This is a genomic window from Campylobacter suis (genome assembly GCF_905120475.1).
Taxonomy (GTDB): domain Bacteria; phylum Campylobacterota; class Campylobacteria; order Campylobacterales; family Campylobacteraceae; genus Campylobacter_A; species Campylobacter_A suis.
Genome location: NZ_CAJHOE010000001.1, coordinates 175,094 through 196,957, shown reverse-complemented (window position 1 = coordinate 196,957; position 21,864 = coordinate 175,094). Strand labels below are relative to the sequence as shown.

The 21,864-nt window shown below is 37.3% G+C and carries 27 protein-coding genes; 26 read left to right on the top strand and 1 reads right to left on the bottom strand.

All coding sequences use genetic code 11. The features are described 5' to 3' along the window. Nucleotides 1-1,074, bottom strand: coding sequence for a flagellar biosynthesis protein FlhB (flhB, locus tag LQV35_RS01035; RefSeq protein WP_230056016.1), 1,074 nt, complete (start codon nt 1,072-1,074; stop codon nt 1-3). 175 nt (nt 1,075-1,249) lie between these two features. Here flhB and LQV35_RS01030 point away from each other — a divergent pair, with 175 nt between their 5' ends. The 26 genes from LQV35_RS01030 to LQV35_RS00905 all read left to right on the top strand — a co-directional run bounded on the left by LQV35_RS01030 (nt 1,250) and on the right by LQV35_RS00905 (nt 21,851). Next, a complete protein-coding gene (locus LQV35_RS01030) occupies nt 1,250-2,284 on the top strand; it encodes a cytochrome-c peroxidase (RefSeq protein WP_230056015.1) in 1,035 nt (344 codons plus the stop codon). A 147-nt stretch (nt 2,285-2,431) separates the two neighbouring features. Next, nucleotides 2,432-2,743 (top strand): 50S ribosomal protein L21, encoded by a 312-nt coding sequence (rplU, locus tag LQV35_RS01025; RefSeq protein WP_230056014.1) that lies wholly within the window; start codon nt 2,432-2,434, stop codon nt 2,741-2,743. Nucleotides 2,744-2,753: 10 nt separating this feature from the next. After that, nucleotides 2,754-3,014: a 50S ribosomal protein L27 gene (rpmA, locus tag LQV35_RS01020; protein WP_230056013.1), complete on the top strand. Its 261-nt coding sequence runs from the start codon at nt 2,754-2,756 to the stop codon at nt 3,012-3,014. A gap of 165 nt (nt 3,015-3,179) precedes the next feature. Further along, nucleotides 3,180-4,229, top strand: coding sequence for a GTPase ObgE (gene obgE, locus LQV35_RS01015; RefSeq protein WP_230056012.1), 1,050 nt, complete (start codon nt 3,180-3,182; stop codon nt 4,227-4,229). A 94-nt stretch (nt 4,230-4,323) separates the two neighbouring features. Further along, the gene (locus tag LQV35_RS01010; protein WP_230056011.1) at nt 4,324-5,154 is read left to right on the top strand and encodes a hypothetical protein; all 831 of its coding nucleotides are present in this window, start codon (nt 4,324-4,326) and stop codon (nt 5,152-5,154) included. Further along, the gene (gene fmt / locus LQV35_RS01005) at nt 5,151-6,062 is read left to right on the top strand and encodes a methionyl-tRNA formyltransferase (protein ID WP_230056010.1); all 912 of its coding nucleotides are present in this window, start codon (nt 5,151-5,153) and stop codon (nt 6,060-6,062) included. The genes LQV35_RS01010 and fmt overlap by 4 nt, the downstream gene beginning before the upstream one ends. Beyond that, nucleotides 6,046-6,678, top strand: a complete 633-nt coding sequence (locus LQV35_RS01000) for a biotin--[acetyl-CoA-carboxylase] ligase (RefSeq protein ID WP_336245975.1) — start codon at nt 6,046-6,048, stop codon at nt 6,676-6,678. The genes fmt and LQV35_RS01000 overlap by 17 nt, the downstream gene beginning before the upstream one ends. Further along, nucleotides 6,675-7,454 (top strand): ParA family protein, encoded by a 780-nt coding sequence (locus tag LQV35_RS00995; protein WP_230056009.1) that lies wholly within the window; start codon nt 6,675-6,677, stop codon nt 7,452-7,454. Before LQV35_RS01000 ends, LQV35_RS00995 begins: the two co-directional genes overlap by 4 nt. 8 nt (nt 7,455-7,462) lie before the next feature. Next, a complete protein-coding gene (locus LQV35_RS00990; protein WP_230056008.1) occupies nt 7,463-8,332 on the top strand; it encodes a ParB/RepB/Spo0J family partition protein in 870 nt (289 codons plus the stop codon). Nucleotides 8,333-8,424: 92 nt separating this feature from the next. Then, nucleotides 8,425-8,847, top strand: a complete 423-nt coding sequence (locus LQV35_RS00985; RefSeq protein WP_230056007.1) for a FoF1 ATP synthase subunit B' — start codon at nt 8,425-8,427, stop codon at nt 8,845-8,847. Between the two features lie 8 nt (nt 8,848-8,855). Beyond that, entirely contained in the window at nt 8,856-9,362 is a 507-nt protein-coding gene (locus LQV35_RS00980; protein WP_230056006.1) for a F0F1 ATP synthase subunit B, read from the top strand. Beyond that, nucleotides 9,362-9,892, top strand: coding sequence for a F0F1 ATP synthase subunit delta (locus LQV35_RS00975; RefSeq protein ID WP_230056005.1), 531 nt, complete (start codon nt 9,362-9,364; stop codon nt 9,890-9,892). Before LQV35_RS00980 ends, LQV35_RS00975 begins: the two co-directional genes overlap by 1 nt. Nucleotides 9,893-9,905: 13 nt before the next feature. Beyond that, on the top strand, nt 9,906-11,423 hold the full coding sequence (atpA, locus tag LQV35_RS00970; protein ID WP_230056004.1) for a F0F1 ATP synthase subunit alpha: 1,518 nt from the start codon (nt 9,906-9,908) through the stop codon (nt 11,421-11,423). Between the two features lie 9 nt (nt 11,424-11,432). Further along, nucleotides 11,433-12,320 (top strand): ATP synthase F1 subunit gamma, encoded by an 888-nt coding sequence (gene atpG / locus LQV35_RS00965; RefSeq protein ID WP_230056003.1) that lies wholly within the window; start codon nt 11,433-11,435, stop codon nt 12,318-12,320. Nucleotides 12,321-12,337: 17 nt separating this feature from the next. Then, nucleotides 12,338-13,735: a F0F1 ATP synthase subunit beta gene (gene atpD, locus LQV35_RS00960; protein WP_230056002.1), complete on the top strand. Its 1,398-nt coding sequence runs from the start codon at nt 12,338-12,340 to the stop codon at nt 13,733-13,735. An 18-nt stretch (nt 13,736-13,753) separates the two neighbouring features. Then, the gene (gene atpC / locus LQV35_RS00955) at nt 13,754-14,143 is read left to right on the top strand and encodes an ATP synthase F1 subunit epsilon (protein ID WP_230056001.1); all 390 of its coding nucleotides are present in this window, start codon (nt 13,754-13,756) and stop codon (nt 14,141-14,143) included. Next, nucleotides 14,144-14,713, top strand: a complete 570-nt coding sequence (locus LQV35_RS00950) for a MotA/TolQ/ExbB proton channel family protein (RefSeq protein ID WP_230056000.1) — start codon at nt 14,144-14,146, stop codon at nt 14,711-14,713. Nucleotides 14,714-14,723: 10 nt separating this feature from the next. Continuing rightward, nucleotides 14,724-15,116 (top strand): biopolymer transporter ExbD, encoded by a 393-nt coding sequence (locus tag LQV35_RS00945; protein ID WP_230055999.1) that lies wholly within the window; start codon nt 14,724-14,726, stop codon nt 15,114-15,116. A 1-nt stretch (nt 15,117) separates the two neighbouring features. Further along, entirely contained in the window at nt 15,118-16,035 is a 918-nt protein-coding gene (locus LQV35_RS00940; RefSeq protein ID WP_230055998.1) for a TonB C-terminal domain-containing protein, read from the top strand. A gap of 17 nt (nt 16,036-16,052) precedes the next feature. Next, the gene (gene tolB, locus LQV35_RS00935) at nt 16,053-17,318 is read left to right on the top strand and encodes a Tol-Pal system protein TolB (protein WP_230055997.1); all 1,266 of its coding nucleotides are present in this window, start codon (nt 16,053-16,055) and stop codon (nt 17,316-17,318) included. 52 nt (nt 17,319-17,370) lie between these two features. Further along, nucleotides 17,371-17,877: an OmpA family protein gene (locus LQV35_RS00930; protein WP_230055996.1), complete on the top strand. Its 507-nt coding sequence runs from the start codon at nt 17,371-17,373 to the stop codon at nt 17,875-17,877. 5 nt (nt 17,878-17,882) lie between these two features. Next, nucleotides 17,883-18,752, top strand: coding sequence for a tetratricopeptide repeat protein (locus LQV35_RS00925; RefSeq protein ID WP_230055995.1), 870 nt, complete (start codon nt 17,883-17,885; stop codon nt 18,750-18,752). A gap of 57 nt (nt 18,753-18,809) precedes the next feature. Then, on the top strand, nt 18,810-19,472 hold the full coding sequence (locus LQV35_RS00920; RefSeq protein ID WP_336245974.1) for an FKBP-type peptidyl-prolyl cis-trans isomerase: 663 nt from the start codon (nt 18,810-18,812) through the stop codon (nt 19,470-19,472). 8 nt (nt 19,473-19,480) lie between these two features. Then, nucleotides 19,481-20,404 (top strand): ACP S-malonyltransferase, encoded by a 924-nt coding sequence (gene fabD, locus LQV35_RS00915; protein WP_230055994.1) that lies wholly within the window; start codon nt 19,481-19,483, stop codon nt 20,402-20,404. Then, nucleotides 20,401-21,084 (top strand): 5'-methylthioadenosine/adenosylhomocysteine nucleosidase, encoded by a 684-nt coding sequence (locus LQV35_RS00910; RefSeq protein ID WP_230055993.1) that lies wholly within the window; start codon nt 20,401-20,403, stop codon nt 21,082-21,084. Before fabD ends, LQV35_RS00910 begins: the two co-directional genes overlap by 4 nt. Continuing rightward, nucleotides 21,081-21,851, top strand: coding sequence for a tRNA 2-thiocytidine biosynthesis TtcA family protein (locus tag LQV35_RS00905; protein ID WP_230055992.1), 771 nt, complete (start codon nt 21,081-21,083; stop codon nt 21,849-21,851). The genes LQV35_RS00910 and LQV35_RS00905 overlap by 4 nt, the downstream gene beginning before the upstream one ends. Nucleotides 21,852-21,864 lie beyond the last annotated feature (13 nt).

Genomic DNA, 21,864 nt, shown 5'->3' with positions numbered 1-21,864 from the left:
CTAGAGCTTATCTTTAAATTTTTGCTGATTGCCCATATAAACAAAGCTTAGCACCTCAGCAACCGCACGAAATAGCTTTTCAGGTATGGCGTCATTAACCTCGCAAATTTTATAAAGCTCTCTAGCAAGTGGCGGATTTTCCACGATCTCAACGCTATTTTCAGCCGCTATCTTTCGTATTTGCAAAGCTATGAGATCCACGCCTTTTGCAACTACAACAGGTGCATTATCTTGCGTTTTATCATAACGGATAGCCACAGCGTAGTGAGTTGGGTTTGTTATAACAACATCAGCGGCTGGGATTTGCTGCATCATACGCTTACGGCTAGCCTCCATCTGAACGCGACGAATTCTAGCCTTTACCTGCGGGTCACCGTCCATTTGTTTATACTCGTCTTTTATCTCTTGCTTACTCATCCTAAGACCCTTAAAGTACTGAAAACGAGTTATCATAAGATCAGCAAGACCTATAACCATAAGAACGATAAGCATTACTCCAACCAAAATAAGCATCTTATCCATCAGCCAACTAAGCTGATCAAACATACCAAAAAACAGCACATGTGGTAGCTCTTTAATAAACTGCAAAAAAAAGTAAAATCCAACACCAAATACAGCTGCAACCTTGACTGTTATCTTGACACTTTCAATAGCCTTTTTCATTGAAAATAAATTCTTTAACCCCTTAATTGGGTTTATCTTATTAAGATCGGGAGTGATAGGTTTTGTTGTGAAAATCAAGCCAAACTGCATAACATTTGCTATAACGCCAGCAATAGCTACACAAACGCAAATAGGTAGTATCATTAGCAAAAATCGCCACATGGTATTCATCGCGATTAGGTGGATAGTTTTTAGCGTAAGCTCAACGCCAATAAATTTCGCATAGTACTCATAAAGCAAAACAACTTGATTTTTTATAAAACCTATCATGCCTATAAGCACACCTATGCCTATGCAAAGTGTGATAAAGCCCGCCATATCTTGACTTTTAGGAACATTACCGTCCTTTTTGGCGTCTTCTATCTTTTTGGAGGTGGGTTCTTCTGTTTTTTCTTCGTCTTCGCCAGCCATTATTTCTCACTAAATTTTTCTGGCATTATAGCGGATTTTTGCTATTTTTACCACCTAAAAAGAGAAATTTTGTCTTAAATGCTTAAAAATATCTAATAATAAAATTTATTAAAAATTTAGAAAAGTTATATTATCATTACATTTTTATAATTTATCTTAAATAAAAGGAGTAGTTATGAAAACTAAGTTTTTTATACTAAGTTCAGTTGCTCTTGCTAGCTCATTATTTGCAAACGATCTTGCAAAACAAGCACTTGATTTTGGCATTATACCTCTTCCAAGTGATGAAAAAGCACTAAATAAAATGATAAATGAAGCTGCACCAGACGCCAAAGAGTATCCAAGCACTAAAGCTAGATATGAACTTGGCAAACGCCTATATTTTGACCCTCGCCTTTCAAAGTCGGGCATTATCAGCTGTAATACCTGTCACAACCTAGGACTTGGCGGAACTGATGGCGTGCCAGCCTCAACAGGCCACAAATGGACTCCAAACCCACATCACATAAACGCTCCTACTGTTTATAACTCAGTCTTTAACTCAGTTCAGTTTTGGGACGGAAGGGCTGCTCATCTTTCAGCACAAGCTGCAGGGCCAATGACTGCTGCACCTGAAATGGCAGCAACTCCAGAACTAGTCGTGGAGCGCTTAAAGTCTATCCCAGCCTATGTAAATGAGTTTAAAACGGCTTTTAATAGTGAAGTAACCTTTGACCTAGTAAATGCTGCCATAGGCATCTTTGAGCGAACTCTTGTAACTCCATCAAGATTTGATAAATTTCTACTTGGAGATAAAAAAACACTAAATGACACAGAAAAACAAGGACTAAAAACATTCCTAGACAAAGGATGTGCAAGCTGTCATAATGGTGTAAATTTAGGTGGCACACTTCAGCCATTTGAAGTGGCTGCAAAGTATCAGTTTGCAAATGTTGGCGACTTTAAAGGCGATGCAAATGGGATGGTAAAAACCCCAACTCTTCGCAATGTTGAGCTAACGACACCTTATTTTCACAATGGCGCGATTTGGTCACTAAAAGAGGCGGTTCAAACCATGGGTAGCGTACAACTTGGCATAGAGATAAACGACAAAGAAGCAAATGAGATAGTAACATTTTTAAAATCACTAACAGGCGATATGCCAAAGGTTGAGTATCCGATGTTCCCTGCTTCAACTGACAAAACTTCAAGACCAGAGCTTGATTATTAAAAATTTGGGGCGGCATACGCCCCATAAACTACTTAAAATTTAGCTTAAATTTATAATATTTTAGATATAATCCCAGCCTTAACCAACAAAGCTCCATAAACTTTTAAATAAGTGCTTTTTGGTCTTACCAAATTTAGAAAGGATAGCATGAAATACGCTATTATCAAGAACGGCGGTAAGCAGTATAAGGTGAGTGAAGGTCAGTATCTTAACCTTGATCACTTTGCAGCCCAGCCAAAATCAACCGTTGAAGTTACAGAAGTTTTAGCTGTAAATGACGGCGAAGTAAAGGTAGGTGCGCCATTTGTTAAGGGTGCAAAAGTTGTCTTAGAAGTTGTAACAGAAGGTAAAGACAAGAAAGTCGTTATCTACAAAAAACGTAGAAGAAAAGACTCAAAACTCAAACGCGGTTTTAGAAGACAATATACTCGCGTAAAAGTTGTAAGTATCGCAGGCTAAGGAGTAAGATATGGCACACAAAAAAGGTCAAGGTTCAACCCAGAATAACCGTGATAGTATAGGTCGCCGTTTAGGTGTTAAGAAATTCGGTAGCGAGTTCGTTCGTGCTGGAAATATCATCATCCGCCAGCGTGGCACAGCTACTCATCCTGGCTCAAATGTAGGTATAGGCAAAGACCACACTATATTTGCGCTTATCGATGGATATGTAAAATTTGAGCGTAAAGATAAAAATAGAAAAAAAGTTTCTGTTTATCCAGCAAATGCATAAAACTTTGGGGCTTTTGCCCCATCTCTCTTTAAAAATTTCATAAAATTAAACTTTAATCAACAAATTGATATAATTCAACTTTTAAAAATTTGCATATAAAATAAAATTTTATTTTTTAGATAATTTATCTAAGATACTATAAAATGGCGATATTAAGGAAAAAATATGTTTATAGATAGTGTAAAATTTTCAGTCTCATCTGGACATGGAGGCGCTGGTGCTGCATCATTTCGCCGTGAAAAACATGTTATCATGGGTGGTCCAGATGGTGGCGATGGTGGCGATGGTGGCGATGTTTATTTTATCGTAGATAACAACTCTCACACTTTGGCAGCGTATAAGGGCAAACGCTCATTAAAAGCCAAAAACGGCGAACCTGGCATGGGAAAGCTAATGAATGGCAAAAAGGGTGAGAGTTTAAATTTAGTCGTACCTCCTGGCACAGCAGTTTATGATGATGATAGTGGTGAGTTGCTTTGTGATTTGACAGAGCAGGGACAAAAAGTGCTATTTTTAAAGGGCGGTAAGGGCGGTCTTGGAAATGTACATTTTAAAAACTCTGTTAATCAAGCCCCAGAATACGCCCAAAAAGGACTTCCAGAAGAGAGCAAAAATATCCGCTTAGAGCTAAAACTTATCGCAGATGTTGGGCTTGTTGGTTTTCCAAATGTTGGCAAATCAACACTCATTTCAACCGTTTCAAACGCCAAACCACAGATAGCAAACTATGAATTTACAACCCTTACTCCAAAACTAGGACTTGTCGAAGTTGATGAGTATAGTGGCTTTGTGATGGCTGATATACCAGGCATCATCGAGGGAGCTAGCGATGGACGCGGGCTTGGGCTTAAATTTTTACAGCATATCGAGCGAACAAAGGTGCTTTTGTATATGATTGATTTAGCAAATTACAGAGAGCTAAACGAGCAGTTTTTTACTCTAAAAAGCGAAGTGGCTAAATTCTCGCCAGAGCTTGCCAGCCGTGCCTACGCCATAGCTCTTACTCGCCTTGATGCTTGCGATGATGAGAGTAAAATTTCAGCCTTTATCTCTGATCTTGGACTTGGCGATACTAAGCAAGATTTCAAACAAAATTTAGATGAGTTTGACATCACAAAACCTTACTTTGTCATGCCAATAAGCTCAGCAACGAATGAAAATATCAAGGAGTTAAAATTTAACCTTCTTGAGCTAATTCAAAAAGATAAAAAGTAAAATTTATGTATTTTGTGAGTGTGATTTAAATACTTTTTAGTTATGTTTATCACAGCAAACAAACTAATCTAAATAAAAAATAAAAGGAGAGAAAATGAAAAAATTTCTAAATTTTAGCCTATTTTTCGCACTTTTTGCAACATCAGTACTAGCAAGCGAGCTAAGCAAATTTAAGCAACAAAGTGGCTGGAGCGAGTTTGAGCTAAATGGAAAAGTAAAAAGCATGGAGCTAACGCAAACTTGGCACGATGGCAAAAATAAAAATGAAAAAACAACTGTATTTTTTAACGAGCAAGGCTATATCACAAAAGAGATAGTAAAGGTTGATGGCAAAAAAGAGCATAGTGTAGAATACAAGCTAAACGCTCAAAATTTCAGACTCTTAGCAAATGCAAATGATGGCACAAGTACAAAATTTAGCTACGAATTTGGCGATGAAGTACTTTATCAAACTGCAGAGGAATTTGTTAATGGCAAAAAACCGATACAGGCAAAAACAGTAGTTAAGAAATTTAGCAAAGATGGAAAAATTCTAACAGAGCAAATACGAAGTGGCGGCTATACTATCGCCGAGTTTCACACCATATATGATGAAAAAGGCAACAAGGTAAAAGAGCAAGATGGTAGCGGTATGGTGATATTTGACATTAGCTACATTTATGATGAAAATGGAAATTTAAAGCAAAAATCACTCCTTAGCCCAATCGAATCAAAAGTACAGTACATTCTTTACGACAATACTCATGTGACTCTGATACAAAATACCGAGATGCAAAAACCAGATGGTAGCGAGCCCGCACTTCTTGAGAGCTGGACATATAAAAATACGGTTGATAAAAACAACAACTTAACCAATGTCAAAATTTATAGCGATGATGGCAAACTGCTTCGTGAAGATAGCTACAAGTATGAGTACTACAAATGAAAAACATCGTTTTCATGGGCACTCCAGAATATGCTACAGATATTTTATCTGAAATTTTAGAAGCTGGCTTTAATGTTACAGGAGTTTTTACACAGCCCGATAAGCCCGTGGGTAGAAAGCAAATTTTAACACCACCACATGTCAAGGCTTTTTTACAAGAAAAATATCCAGATATAAAAATTTTTCAGCCAGAAAACTTAAAAAGTGAAGCGACACACAAGCAAATTCAGGCGCTAAAGCCTGAGTTTATCGTTGTTGCAGCTTATGGACAAATTTTGCCAAAAGAGGTTTTAGGTATAGCAACTTGTATAAATTTACACGCTTCTATTTTGCCAAAATACCGCGGTGCAAGTCCTATCCAGTCAGCACTTTTAAACGACGAAAAACAAACTGGCGTTACTGCCATGCTTATGGATGAAGGGCTGGATACTGGGGCGATGCTCGATTTTGCCTACACAAACTGCGAGCATAAAACTGCGGGTGAGCTTTTTAGCGAACTTGGAAAGATGGCAGGCACTCTCATCGTTTCTGTTCTTAAAAATTTTACCTCACTAAAACCGATTGCTCAAAATGATAATGAAGCAAGCATTTGCAAAAAGATAAAAAAACAAAGCGGACTTTTTAGCTTTGATGAAAATGCAAACGAAATTTACAACAAATTTCGTGCTTATACGCCGTGGCCTGGTCTATTTTTAGAGAGCGGTCTTAAAATTTTATCGCTTAAAATATCAGAGAATTTCTCTGGCGATGCTGGTAAAATTTTAAAAATAGAAAAAGATGGCTTTATCGTCTCGTGTGGCACCAAGGCAGTAAAAATTCTTTCCATACAAGAGCCAAGCAAAAAAGCCGTGAGCGCAAGCGCTTACATAAATGGAAAAAGGCTTAGCGTTGGTGATAGAATTTCTTGATGAGTGTGGCTCTACGCATGTTGAAATTTGCGAGCGTATAAAGCTAGGCGTACAAAAACCTCCATTTGCGATCTGTGCAAAAAGGCAAAGCTCTGGCGTTGGAAGTCGTGGAAATGAGTGGGTCGGGCTTGATGGAAATTTATTTTTATCATTTTGTATGCATAGAAATGACCTTTCTCAAGACATCTGCGATGCTTCGATATCTATATATTTTTCGATGATAATGAAAAATTTTTTAGAAAATTTAGGGTCAAAAGCCTGGGTAAAATGGCCAAATGACTTTTACATAAATGACCGAAAAATAGGCGGGACTATAAGCACAAAAATTAGTGAAACTTATATTGGCTCGATAGGTTTAAATTTAGCTCAAGCACCCGAAAATGCGGGCATTTTAGACATAAACATTAGTCCAAATAACCTAGCCTTGGGCTTTATAGATGAGCTTGGCAAAAAAATTTCATGGAAGCAGATTTTTAGCAAATTTAGTGTAGAATTTGTCAAATCAAAAAACTTCATCACACATATCGGCGAAAGTAGCGTAAATTTAGCAGATGCTACACTTTGTGACGATGGAGCCATTTTTCTAAATAACAAAAAGGTGTATTCTTTAAGATGAGCGAAGTTATAACCATTGCGAACCAAAAAGGTGGTGTCGGAAAGACGACGACAGCCGTAAATTTAGCTGCGTCACTTGCTGTGGCTGAGAAAAAAGTCCTGCTTATAGATATCGATCCGCAGGCAAATGCAACAACTGGCATGGGTTTTAAAAGAAGTGACTATGAGTTTAATATCTATCATGTTTTAACAGGCTCTAAAAAGCTATCGCAAATCGTCCTTCCAACCCAAATTCCAACCCTATTTCTAGCTCCATCAAACATAGGGCTTGTAAGTATTGAGCGTGAATTTAATGATAAAGACAAAGAGCTAAAGCTTATCCTTCGTAAAAAACTAGAAGAGGTTAAGGATGATTATGACTTTGTCATTATTGATAGCCCACCCGCGCTTGGTGGCATAACAGTAAATGCACTTAGCGCAAGCGATAGTGTTATCATACCGATACAGTGTGAATTTTACGCACTTGATGGCGTTGCACTTATACTAAACACTGTAAAATATATCAAAAAAACGATTAATCCAAAACTAAGTGTGCGTGGCTTTTTACCGACTATGTTTAGCTCACAAAACAATCTCTCAAAAGAGGCGGTCAATAACCTAAAAGAGAATTTCAAAAGTAAGCTTTTTGCTATCAAAGACGCTGATGATTTTGTTATCATACCGCGAAACATCAAACTAGCCGAAAGCCCTAGTTTTGGAAAGCCAGTCATACTTTATGATATAAAATCACCGGGCTCGATCGCATATCAAAATTTGGCGCATTCGATACTAAGTTAAGGGAAAATATGGCAAAAGAAAAAGTAAAAATAAATTTTGGAAATATGCTCTCAGAAGCAAAATCAGCGTACGAAGATGATGAGATACTAGACTATTTTGGTGTAAGCTCAGATACGGTTGAAGAGCTTGAAATTTCACTTATCACACCAAACCCCTATCAACCGCGCAAAAATTTCGATGCCGAGGCACTAAAAGAGCTTAGCGAAAGCATAAAAAGACATGGGCTTATTCAGCCTATTATTGTAATTAAAAAAGATAATGGCTATATGCTTATCGCTGGTGAGCGCAGATACAGAGCAACAAAAATGCTTGGTGAGGACAAGATAAAGGCTATAGTAGCAGATCTTGGCTCAAAAAATTTACGCGAAATAGCCCTGATAGAAAACATACAGCGCGAAAATTTAAACCCTATTGAACTTGCAAATTCCTACCAAGAGCTAATAAATGAGTATAAAATCACTCAAGACGCACTGGCAAATATCATTCACAAAAGTCGCACACAAATAACCAACACACTTCGCCTACTTACCTTATCAAAGCAAACTCAGTCTCTTTTAATGGACGAAAAGATAACGCAAGGACATGCAAAAGTTTTAGTTGGGCTTAATCAAGATGATGAAAAAACAGTAGTTGATACAATAATAGGACAAAAATTAAATGTGCGAGAAACTGAAATTTTAGTTAAAAAACTAAAAGACAAAACAGCACCCAAAAAGCAAATTCTTGAACTTAGTAAAGAGTATAAAGATGAGCTTAATAGGCTTGAAAATAAGCTAAAAAAACTAAATTTAAATACAAAAATAAAAAACAAAAATCTAATAATTGAATTTAAAGATACTACAGATATTAAAAATTTTATTGAAAAAATATCTCAGTAATATTTAAATTTAATCTAATTTTTTACTTATTTATAGTAAAATCGGCTTTATTTTTGTTTTCACAAGATTAATAAAAACTTTAAGGAGAGTTAATGTTAGAGATAAATCCATCTCTTGTTATCTTGACGGCAGTCGTTTTTCTAGGGCTTATAGCGATTTTAAACCCTATGCTTTACAAACCGATGCTGAAATTTATAGACGAGCGTAACGCCTCTATAAAAAATGACGAGGAGAGCGCAAGCAAAAATGTTAGCGATCTAAGCGTATATCAAGCAGAAGCTGAAAGCATCATACAAAACGCAAGAAACGAAGCCAACAAAATAAGACAAGAGGCATTAAATGCAGCAAAAGGTGTTGCACTTAAAGAGGTTGAAGCCAAGAGATCTGCGCTTGAGGCTGACTATAACGCATTTTTGAGCACATTAAATGCCCAAAAAGATGAACTAAAAGCAAGTTTAAGCTCAAAACTTCCTGAGCTAAAATCTGTCTTGAATGACAAATTAGTAAGAATTTAGGGGGAGAGATGAAATTTATTCTACCTTTACTGATTTTGCCAGCACTTGCTTTTGCTAGCAGTCATGGCACAAACTATGATATAGTCGAAAGAACTCTAAACTTTTTACTATTTTTTGGAATTCTTATATATTTTATAGCCAAGCCACTTAAACAAATGTATCTTGACAGGATTAACAAGATAGCAAGCAAGCTTAAAAGCATAGAAGAAAAACTAAATTCTTCAAAAAGCCAAAAAGATGAGGCTATAAAAAAAGTCGAAGAGGCAAAGATAAATGCTGCTAGCCTTATAGAAACTGCTCAAAAAGAGGCTTTAAATTTAGCTCAAAAAGTTAAAAAAGATACAGAGCAAGACATTATAAATATCGAAAAAAGCTTCAAAGAGCAAAAAGAATTTGAAGAACGAAAGATGACAAAATCTGTCGTAAATGAAATTTTAAATGAAATTTTTGCAAATGATAGTCTAAAGATAGATCAAAAAGAGCTTGTAAATATCGTTCTTAAGAAGGTTAGCTAATGAATGAGATAACAGCAAAAAAATATGTAAAAGCCATTTTAAATGGCACAGACAAGAGTGAGCTTGATGGATTTTTGGCAAATTTACAAAAAATATCAGACGCGTTTGCTTTACCTAAATTTCAAAGTATAATCAGCATACCTACTCTTAAAATAGCATCAAAGGTTGATTTCATACTTTCATTGGTTGAAAACCCAAATGTAAAGTTTAAAAATTTTATCAAACTACTTGGCGAAAACAAGAGACTAGAGCTATTACCAACGATATACAAAGAGCTAAAAGCACAAAAGGCAATTATAGAAAATGTATATTTGGGTGAAATTTATGGCGATTTAAATTTAAGCGAAAATGACATAAAAGCACTTGAAGATAAATTTTCAAAGCGTTTTAATGCTCAAATCAAACTCGAAAGTACAAAAGATAACTATAAAGGTATAAAAATCGAGCTTAAAGATTTGGGTGTAGAGGTAAGCTTCTCAGTCGATAGACTTAGAGCACAGTTGAGCGAATATATATTAAAAGCAATATAAAAGGAGTAAAAGCGTGAGCGTAAAAAATAGAGCTGATGAGATCAGTGCGATCATCAAAGAGAGAATCGAAAATTTTGATTTAAATGTTGATGTTGAAGAGACTGGCAAGGTTATTTCTGTTGCAGATGGCGTTGCAAATGTTTATGGTCTTAAAAACATTATGGCTGGCGAAATGGTCGAGTTTGAGAGTGGCGAAAAAGGTATGGCTCTTAACCTTGAAGAAAGTAGCGTTGGTATCGTTATCCTAGGTAAAACAAGTAATATCACAGAAGGAAGTTCGGTTAAACGCCTTAAAAAGCTTCTTCGTGTTCCAGTTGGCGATGCACTAATAGGTCGTATTGTAAATTCACTTGGCGAGCCAATTGACGCAAAAGGTCCAATCGAAACTACAGAAACTCGTTTCGTTGAAGAAAAAGCAAAAGGCATTATGGCTAGAAAATCAGTTCATGAGCCACTTCAAACAGGTATCAAGGCTATCGACGCACTAGTTCCGATTGGTAGAGGTCAGCGTGAGCTTATCATTGGCGACCGCCAAACAGGTAAAACAACAGTTGCGATAGATACTATCATCAACCAAAAAGGTCAAGATGTTGTTTGCATCTATGTTGCTATCGGTCAAAAACAATCAACCGTTGCACAAGTTGTTAAAAAACTAGAAGAGTACGGAGCTATGGACTATACCATAGTTGTAAATGCGGGTGCTTCTGATACCGCCGCCCTTCAATACCTTGCTCCTTATGCTGGCGTAACTATGGGTGAATATTTCCGTGATAACTCACGCCATGCACTTATTATTTACGATGATCTTTCAAAACATGCCGTGGCTTATCGTGAGATGTCTTTGATTTTACGCCGTCCTCCAGGTCGTGAGGCTTATCCAGGTGATGTATTTTACCTTCACTCAAGACTACTTGAAAGAGCAAGTAAGCTAAACGACGCACTTGGTGCTGGCTCACTTACAGCGCTTCCTATCATTGAAACACAAGCTGGCGATGTTTCTGCTTATATCCCAACGAATGTTATTTCTATTACTGATGGTCAAATTTTCCTTGAAACAGACCTATTTAACTCAGGTATCCGCCCTGCGATAAATGTTGGTCTTTCAGTTTCTCGCGTTGGTGGTGCAGCACAGATTAAAGCTACAAAACAAGTTTCTGGAAATTTAAGACTTGACTTGGCTCAATACCGAGAGCTTCAAGCTTTTGCACAATTTGCAAGTGATCTTGATGAGAGCTCAAGAAAGCAACTAGAGCGTGGTCAAAAAATGGTTGAAGTACTAAAGCAGCCACCTTATAGCCCGCTTCCAGTTGAAAATCAAGTTTTAATCATCTTTGCAGGCGCAAAAGGCTATCTTGACGATATCGCAACATCAAGTGTAACAAAATTTGAAGCTGAACTTTATCCTTATGTTGAGGCTAAGTATCCTGAAATTTTTGAACAAATCAGAACTAAAAAAGCTCTTGATAAAGAGGCAGAGGAGCTTTTACATAAAGCATTGAAAGATTTTAAAGCGACTTTCTCTGCTAACTAAGGCTAGAATATGGCAAATTTAAAAGATATAAAACGAAATATCAAGAGCGTTCAAAACACACAAAAGACTACTCGTGCAATGAAGCTTGTCTCAACAGCAAAGCTTCGCAAAGCCGAAGAGGCAGCAAGAAAGTCTCGCGTGTATGCTCAAAAGATAGATGAAGTTCTTTCTGAAATTGCTTATAAGATCAACCAATATGGCTCCGTAGCAAATGAGAGCAAATTCTTTGAGAAAAAAGATAAGATTGAAAAGGTAGATATTATATTTGTAACCGCAGATAAAGGGCTTTGTGGAGGATTTAATGTATCAACTATTAAAAGCGTTAGAAAGTTAATAGATGAGTTTAAATCAAAAAAGATAAAAGTTAGATTGCGTGCAGTTGGTAAAAAGGGTATTGAGTTTTTCAACTTCCAAGGCATAGATATGCTAGAAACCTATATAGGTATAAGCTCATCACCAAATTATGAAAAAGCTCAAGAGATTATCCAAGATGCCATTAAAGACTTTAACGCTGGAACGACAGATAAAGTTATAGTGGTTCACAATGGCTATAAAAATATGATCTCACAAGAGATAAAGATAAATCATCTAGTGCCTATAGAACCGCCTGTTTCAGAGCAAACTGAGACAAATTCTTTGATGGAGTTTGAACCAGAAGATAACAATGCTCAAATTTTAGATGAGTTGCTTAAAAAATATCTTGAGTACAGCATGTATTACTCTCTTATTGACAGCTTAGCGGCTGAACATAGTGCCAGAATGCAAGCGATGGATAATGCAACAAACAATGCAAAAGAGCGTGTAAAACAACTAAATCTTGCTTATAATAAGGCAAGACAACAATCTATAACCACTGAGCTTATTGAGATTATCAGTGGCGTTGAATCGATGAAATAAGAAGAAAAGGAGTATAAATGAAAGGTATTATCAGCCAAGTTATGGGACCTGTCGTTGATGTTGATTTTAACGACTATCTTCCAAAAATTAACGAAGCTATTGAAGTATTTTTTGAAGTTGAGGGCAAGAAAAATAAACTTGTTCTTGAAGTTGCCGCTCACCTTGGAGATAACCGCGTAAGAACGATAGCTATGGATATGAGCGAGGGTCTTACTCGTGGTCTTACAGCAACAGCACTTGGGGCACCTATTAGCGTTCCAGTTGGTGAGAAAGTTTTGGGTAGAATTTTTAATGTTGTTGGTGATTTGATTGATGAGGGAGAAAATATAAGCTTTGATAAACACTGGTCAATCCATCGCGACCCTCCTCCGTTTGAAGAACAAAGTACAAAGTCTGAAATTTTTGAAACAGGTATCAAAGTAGTTGATCTTCTTGCTCCTTATGCTAAGGGAGGTAAAGTTGGACTATTTGGCGGTGCTGGTGTTGGTAAGACAGTTATTATTATGGAGCTTATCCACAATGTTGCATTTAAGCACAGCGGTTACTCAGTATTTGCTGGTGTTGGTGAAAGAACTCGTGAAGGAAACGACCTTTATCACGAGATGAAAGAGTCTAATGTCTTGGATAAAGTTGCCCTATGCTACGGTCAGATGAACGAGCCACCAGGGGCAAGAAATCGTATCGCTCTAACTGGTCTTACAATGGCTGAGTATTTCCGTGATGAGATGGGACTTGATGTTTTGATGTTTATCGACAATATCTTCCGTTTCTCTCAGTCAGGCTCTGAGATGTCAGCTCTACTTGGTCGCATCCCATCAGCGGTTGGTTATCAGCCAACATTGGCAAGTGAAATGGGTAAATTCCAAGAGCGTATCACATCAACTAAAAAAGGCTCAATCACATCAGTTCAAGCTGTTTATGTTCCTGCTGACGACCTTACTGACCCAGCTCCTGCGACTGTTTTTGCTCACCTTGACGCAACTACAGTTCTTAACCGTGCTATCGCTGAGAAAGGTATCTATCCTGCAGTTGATCCACTTGATTCAACATCAAGAATGCTAGATCCACAAATTCTAGGTGCAGATCACTATAAAGTAGCTCGCGGCGTTCAAGCTGTTCTTCAAAAGTATAAAGACCTTCAAGATATTATCGCGATTCTTGGTATGGATGAGCTTAGCGAAGAGGATAAAGTTACCGTTGATAGAGCTAGAAAGATAGAAAGATTCTTATCTCAGCCATTCTTCGTTGCAGAGGTTTTCACAGGTAGCCCTGGTAAATATGTAACACTTGAAGAGAGTATTGCTGGATTTAAAGGAATTTTAGAGGGCAAATACGATCACCTTCCAGAAGCAGCGTTTTATATGGTGGGTGGCATAGATGAGGCGATTGCAAAAGCAGAGAAACTAAAAGGCTAAAAATTTAAAGGAAGCGTAATGGATAAATTACATTTGGAAATAGTAACTCCACATGGTCAGATATTTTCTGATGAAGTGGCTAGCGTAGTGCTTCCTGGTAGTGATGGTGAGTTTGGTGTTTTGCCAAACCACGCCTCACTCATCTCTCTTTTAAGCTCTGGTATTATAGACATTGAAGGCAAAGATAAGAGTCGAGATGTAGTAGCCATAAACTGGGGATATGCAAAAATAGATGAAGGCAAAGTAGTTGTTTTAGCTGACGGTGCTGTCTATGTTGCTGGAAATAACGAGAGTGACTTAGCAAATAAACTAAACGAAGCACGCGAACTTATTGAGAGTATGAGCAGTGATACAAATGCATTTGCAAGCACTATAGCAAAAATGGAAAATATAGTGAGAGCCAAATAAGTGGGTGGTATCGATCTTTTTTTAAACTACCTATCAAGAAGTAGTTTTATAACAATAGTTGTTTTGGTATGGCTATCTATATATTTTATTATCAGCTTTACGATACTTTTTTCACGCATGGCAGGTCTTAGTAAGTGGCAAAAGCGTGAGCAGTCAGCATTAGAGTCTCTTTTAATGGGTTCAAAAATTTTACCAACTGACGCCTCTTTAAGAAAATGTGCCACAGGAGAAGTGACTCGTGCAAAGCTAAATGTATGCTTAAGTTTAGCTGAGAAAAATGCTACAAGCGGCCTTGCTTGGCTTAGCATTATAGCTTCTACTTCGCCTTTTATAGGACTATTTGGCACAGTTATATCCATACTAGAAACATTTTCAGGTCTTGGGAATGGTAGCAATGCATCGCTTGGTATCATCGCGCCAGCCATCTCGGAGGCACTTGTTGCAACGGGAGCTGGAATTTTTGTAGCAATACCAGCATATACATTTAACTTGCTTATAAAAAGGCGTTCTTATGAACTAATGGGAACACTAGAAAGACAAGCTGATGTTTTAATAAGCATGAAAGAATAGTCTAGTGTCTATGAAATTTCAAGATGATAGCCCAGAGCTAAACATTACCCCTCTTGTTGATATTATGCTGGTTTTGCTGGCTATTTTGATGGTTACCATGCCAACTATAACATATCAAGAGGATATAGCTTTACCAGAAGGCTCAAAAACAAAAACATCAGCAGTCGAAAAAAAAGATCTTGTTGTTTTTGTAAATGAAAAGCGTCAAGTTCGTATAGAACAAAGTCTTATGAGCCTTGAAGAGTTCCCTGACAACATTGTTTTGATGGGTTCAAAATACGATAAATCTACGCCGATTTATATTAAAGCTGATAAAAATTTAAAATACGATGATGTTATGTTTGTTTTAAAAAGCTTAAAAAATGTAGGTTTTACAAAAGTTGCACTTCAAACAAACGGATAAAATGCTACAAAAGACAAAATTCCCAACGATAAGCTCGTTTTTTGTAGCTTTATCTATATATTTAATTATTATCCTTATACTTTTTTTTCAGCTAACAGCCTTTGTTGAGCCAGCAAAACGCTATACTGATGACAAAGATGCTTATATAGATGTATTAGTTCCTGAGCCCCTAAAAGAGGAGCAGGAGTTAAAAGCTCCGGAGCAAAAACAAGAGATCAAAAAACAAGAACAAAAAAAAGAGGAAGAGCCAAAAGAAGAGCCGAAGGAAAAAACCACAAATAAGCCAGTTGTACCAGAAGAACCTCTTCCTACTCCAACCCTTCCAGTAAAGCAGCCTGAGCCAAAACAGCAAGAACAAAAAGAAGAGCCAAAACCAGAACCAGTAGTAACACCAAGTATAACAGAGACTGCAAAAGAGATAAAAAAAGAGGAAATTCCTGAAACAAAACCAAATTTAAAAAATTTATTTAGCGATATCGACACAAGCAAATTAAAAACAGAAGAAAAACCAAGAGAACAAAAGGTTCAATCAAGACAAAAAAGCGAAAAACCAGCCTCAAAACCAAGTAGTGATGCAAGCGACATAGTAAAAAGCCTAAAACTTGATAAAACAGCATCAGCCCCAAAAGAGCAAAAAACTGGAACATATGATCCGCTTCGTGGGGCTATATCAAAGCAGATTGAAAGACGGTGGCGAGCATATAAGGCAAACTCAAATAACTTTGCCGAAGTTACAGTAACGATAGACGGATATGGAAATTTTAATTACAACATCACAAAACTCCCATACGATGAAGCATTTAATAAAAAAGTAAAAGAGTGCCTTGAAATTTTAAAGAGTGAGAAATTTCCATTTTCACCAAATGGCACGACAATTACTTTAAATTTAAAATTAGAAGATAAACTAGACACACAATAAATCCACGGAGGATATTAATGAAAAAGATCATTTTGATTTTTACCTTTGCTCTTAGCCTTTTTGGCGCAGATGCAACTATATCGGTTATAAATCAAGGCATTGCACTGCCAAAAATAGTGCTTCAAGACGCAACTACGGCCATTACCGACCCTGCTTTTAAAGAGAAATTTTTTAAGATTATGATGGGTGATTTAAAGGTCAGTTCCGATTTTGAGGTTGTTGATGAGTACATCACATCAACTTATGATGGCGACTCATACACAAATGTAATGAGCGATAAAAATACAGAGCTTATCTTAAGATACGCGCTTGAAGGCTCACAAAATTCACAGTTAAATCTCAAGGTAAAGCTGATTGATGCTAGAAAAGCCAGCACAAGATATGAAAAAATCTACACAATGAATGGCGATAAATATCCATTTTTGGCACATAAAAGCATTGTTGAACTAACAAATGAGCTAAATTTACCACCAGTAGGCTGGATGGAAAAATATATCATATTTGCAAAATACACCTCGGCTCGTGAAAGTGTTATCTCTGTTGCAGACTACACTCTAACATATCAAAAACCTATAATCAAGGGCGGGCTAAATATATTTCCAAAATGGGGTGGTGCAGACCAAAAAACATTTTACTACACATCTTATATCAATAACAAGCCAACGCTTTTTAGGTACAACCTAGAGACTGGCGCAAAAAGTAAGATTATAGATAGTAACGGAATGCTAATCGCTTCTGATGTTAGTAAAAACGGACAAAAAGTACTTTTGACTATGGCGCCAAAAGACCAACCAGATATATATATTTATGACACTATATCAAAAAATTTAACCCAAGTAACTAACTATCCAGGCATCGATGTGAATGGAAATTTCGTAGATAACGATACTCGCGTGGTTTTTGTGTCAGACAGACTTGGCTATCCAAATATCTTTGCAACAGGCATAAATAACTCAGCAAGTGTTGAGCAGATGGTATATCATGGCAGAAATAATAACTCCGTTAGTACTTTTGAAAACTACATAGTGTATTCAAGTCGTGAGGGAAGTGGCGATGCTACAAATACATTTAACATTTATCTTATCTCAACTCAGACAAACTTTATCCGCCAGCTAACTGCAAGTGGGAAAAATAACTATCCAAGATTTTCTAGTGATGGTCAAAGTGTTGTTTATATAAAAGAACATTCTGGACAGAGCAATTTAGGCATTATAAGACTTAATGAAAATAAAAGTTTTCAATTTCCATTAAAAATTGGCAAAATTCAATCCATAGACTGGTAAAAAACTAAAATTTTATGGTATAATTGCACGAAATTTTTAAAAAAGGATTCGTATGACAAAAGTTGTATTATCAAGTATTGCTCTTGCAGCATTGGTTTTTAGTGGTTGTAGCTCAAAAGCTCCAGAAGTAGATATGAGTGCAAGCAGCGACTCAACAATGAAATCTGGCGACATGATGAGTGATGCAGATAGATTAAATGCTCTTATTAATAGCCTTAACTCACAAGTTAAAAGTGTATATTTTGCGTTTGATAAATTTAATATTCAACCAAGTGAGCAAGGTGTTATCAGCTCAAATGCTTCACTATTTAACCAAGCTGACGCACAAGCTCTTTCTATCAAAATTGAAGGCAACTGCGATGAGTGGGGAACAGACGAGTATAACTACGCACTTGGTCTTAAGCGCGCTAAGAGTGCAAAAGACGCTCTTGTAAGAAATGGCGTTTCAGCTGACAGAATCGCTGTTGTAAGCTTTGGCGAAAGCAACCCGGTTTGTTCAGATAAGACTAAGGCTTGCGACGCTCAAAATAGACGCGCTGACTTTAAAGTTCTTCCATAATTTATATGAAAAAAACTCTAAAATTTGTGGCTGTTTTTATAGCAGCCACTATACCGCTTTTTGCTGAAGTATCTGCTTTTGGAGCTGGAAATTTAAATGCTGAAAACCCTTACGGACTTACAGAAAACGAAAAAGAGCTCTTAAAAAACAAAAGAAGCGTTGCGACCATACAAGACAACCTCGGCTCAGTTTCAGAGCAAATTCAAGGGTTACAAAGCATTATAGAGGGTATGAATGCCCGTATGGCTAGACTAGAGCAAAGAATGAATGAGATAGAGCTTAGGGTAAATGGCGATGATGTAAATGCTTCCGCATCTAATCTATCCCTTCAATCTCTAAAAAAAGAGATCGATCAAACTCGCGCTATCCAAGAAAGCAACTATCAAAAAATCACAAAGACTCTAAACCAGCTTGGCACTTTGATAGATAAGAAGTCAAGCGCTCCAGCCCCATCAACAAAAGGCGCAAAACCGCAGGCTGATAACTCAAATACAAAAAGTAATGGTATAAATTTATCAAAAAAAGACAACAAAACCATTATGAATAATGCTGTTAATCTTTTTAATTCCAATAAAAACGACGAGGCAAGAGAGCATTTTGAACACCTTGTGAGTAAAAAATACCAGCCTGCAGCATCAAATTTCTACCTTGGAGAGATTGCATATAAGCAAAAATCATACTCTCAAGCTATCAAATACTATCAAAAAAGTATCGAGCAAAGTGATAGTGGCTCACATGTGCCAAAACTCCTATATCATACAGCAATCAGTTTTGATAAAGTAGGCGATACAGCAAGTGCAAACAAATTCTACAAAGCCTTAAAAGTAGGCTACCCTGAAAGCAAAGAGGCACAAGCCTCACCAAATAGAAACTAAAAATTTATCTTTTTTCGCTATAATCTCGCATTATTTTAAATCATCTAAGGAGATAATGTGAGTAAAGAGATAGTCATATCTATGTTTTATGAATTGCGAGATGCAAATAACGGTGAAATTTTAGAGTCAAATATGCAAGGCGGAAGACAAATTTCCTTCTTAACTGGTCGTGGTCATGTGATTGAAAAGCTAGAAGAAGAAGTTCTAGCGCTTAAAGAAGGCGACCGAAAAGAGATTCGTATACCAGCCGCACAAGCTTGCGGTGAGTATGACAATTCGGCAGTTCAAAGCCTACCAAAAGAGCAGTTTGCTGGTATTGAACTAAAAGAGGGCATGGAACTTTTTGGTCAAAATGAAGATGGCTCTAGCGTTCGTGTTATAGTTAAGGCTGTTGGCGCAGAAGAGGTTATGGTTGATTTTAACCATCCTTATGCGGGTAAAGATCTATTATTTAATGTAGAAATTTTAGAAATGAGAGAACCTACCGAGGATGAAAAAGCCACTGGCATAGTTGGTGGTGGTGCGCACTCTTGTGGTTGCGGAAGTCATGGGCATGAACATGGTGGTGGCGGATGTTGCGGTGGGCATGAACATGGTGGTGGCGGATGTTGCGGTGGGCATGGACATGGTGGTGGATGTGGCTGCAGTGGCGGAGGTCATCACGATGATGATGACGATCACGGACATGGCGGCGGATGTTGCGGTGGACATCATCACTGAGAAACCAAATGAAATATGCATTTATATTCCCAGGTCAAGGCTCACAGAGCTTTGGCATGGGGCAGGACTTTTATAATAACAGTAAAGGCGCAAAAGAGCTTTTAGATCGTGCCAGTAATGAGCTTAATATCGACTTTGCTACCCTGCTTTTTACTGAAAATGATAAACTATCTATAAGCGAATTTACACAGCCAGCCATTGTTTTAAACTCGCTCATGGCATATAAAGCATTTTGTGAGCAGATAAATTTGACTCCGGATTTTAGCCTTGGGCACTCACTTGGTGAGTTTAGTGCTCTAGCTATAAGTGGTGCATTTGATTTTATTTCGGCACTAAAAATAGTAAATCTGCGTGGTAAATTTATGCAACAAGACTGCGATGGCAAAGGCGCTGGTATGATGGTAGTTCTTGGTCTTGGTGATGAAGCCGTAAATGAAATTTGCGCTAATGCTCAAGCACAAGGAAAACAAGCTTATGGAGCAAATTTTAACTGCGATGGACAAGTAGTTGTGGCTGGCTTAAGCGCTGATTTGTCCGAGCTTGAAAGTAAATTTAAAGAAGCTGGTGCTAAAAGAGCCATGCTGTTAAATATGTCAGTCGCTAGCCACTGCCCTATTTTAGAAAATGCTAGCCAAAGACTAGTCAAAGAGCTTGAAGGACATTTAGCACAAAATTTTACGCCAGTTATATCAAATGCAACAGCCAAGCCATACACAGACAGATCAAGCGCTCTCGAGCTTTTAAAGGCTCAGCTAACAAGTCCAGTGCTTTATAAACAAAGCATAGTGCAAAACCCAGCTAAGCTTTATATAGAATTTGGGGCTAATGTCCTAAAAGGTATAAATAAAAAAATAACCGATACTCCAACGCTTAGCATTACAGATATGGCAAGCCTTGAAGAGGCAATAAAATTTATAAAGGATAAAGCATGATAGCTATCTTGGGCGCAATGCAAGAGGAGATAACCCCCCTGCTTCAGATGATTGGAAAATACGAGATAACTGAGTTTGCGGGAAATAAATTTTATACTGCAAAAGTTGCCGATAAAGATGTTGTTATCGCATATTCAAAGATAGGCAAAGTAAACTCAGCCCTTACAGCTAGTATCTTGGTACAAAAATTTGGCGCTACGAAGCTACTTTTTACTGGAGTTGCTGGTTCTCTAAATGAAAATTTACATATCGGCGACATACTCTATGCAACAAGTCTAGTTCAGCATGATCTTGATATTACGGCTTTTGGACATCCTCACGGATATGTGCCTGGTATTGAAATTTTTAGCAAAACTGATAAGCAACTAAACAAGATCGCACAAGATGTGGCAAACGATAAAAACATAAAACTTATCGGGGGCGTTATAGCTACTGGGGATCAATTTGTCTGTGAAAAAGATAAAAAAGAGTGGATAAAAACTACATTTAAAGCCGATGCTGTGGAGATGGAAGGGGCGTCGGTTGCTCAAGTTTGCACACAGCTAAATGTGCCATTTTTTATGCTTCGTGCCATTAGTGATGAGGCTAGCGGTGGAGCGGAGTTTGACTTTGACGAATTTTTACACACATCAGCAAAAGTAAGTGCAGATTTTGTTTTAGGCATGGTTGAAAAACTATGATCGAGCTTAGCAAAAAGCTCCTTCGTATCGTTGGGCAGACAAATGCAAAATATAAAATGTTTGAAGAAAATGACAAAATTTTACTAGCCCTTAGTGGTGGCAAAGACAGCATGAGTCTAGCTCATACATTAAAGCATTTTTGCTCTGTTAGTCCATTAAATTGGAGCTTTAAAGCCGTTACTATAGGTTATGGCATTGGTGAAAATTTTGCACCCATAAAAGAGCATTTTAAAGAACATGAGATAGATTACGAGGTCATTGAAACAAAAATTTTTGAATTTGGGCAAGAAAAAATTCGCACAAATACAACATTTTGCAGCTTTTGCTCAAGAATGAGGCGCGGATATCTTTATACCTACGCTTTAGAAAACGGCTTTAACAAAATAGCCATCGCTCACCACTTAGATGATGCGGCTGAAAGTTTTTTTATGAACTTTACTTACAACGGCGCCCTAAGGACGCTAGCGCCTAAATACACAGCCCAAAACGGACTTGTAGTAATCAGACCGCTAATCCTTGCAAGAGAACGCCAAATAAGGGATTTCGCACAAAAAAATGAACTTCCGATAATGAATGAAGAAGAGGCTTGTCCGGCAAAACAGTATGGAGGCAAAGAACCTTTTGCTAGAGCCGATACAAAGGCGATATTGGTAGATCTTGAGCTTAAAAATCCAAAATTTTTCGTTAGTCTAAAGTCTGCTTTTGGAAATATCCATTCAGATACTTTTTTTGCAAATTCTACTCAAGATTATAATGATGATGAGTGAGCCTATATTGCGC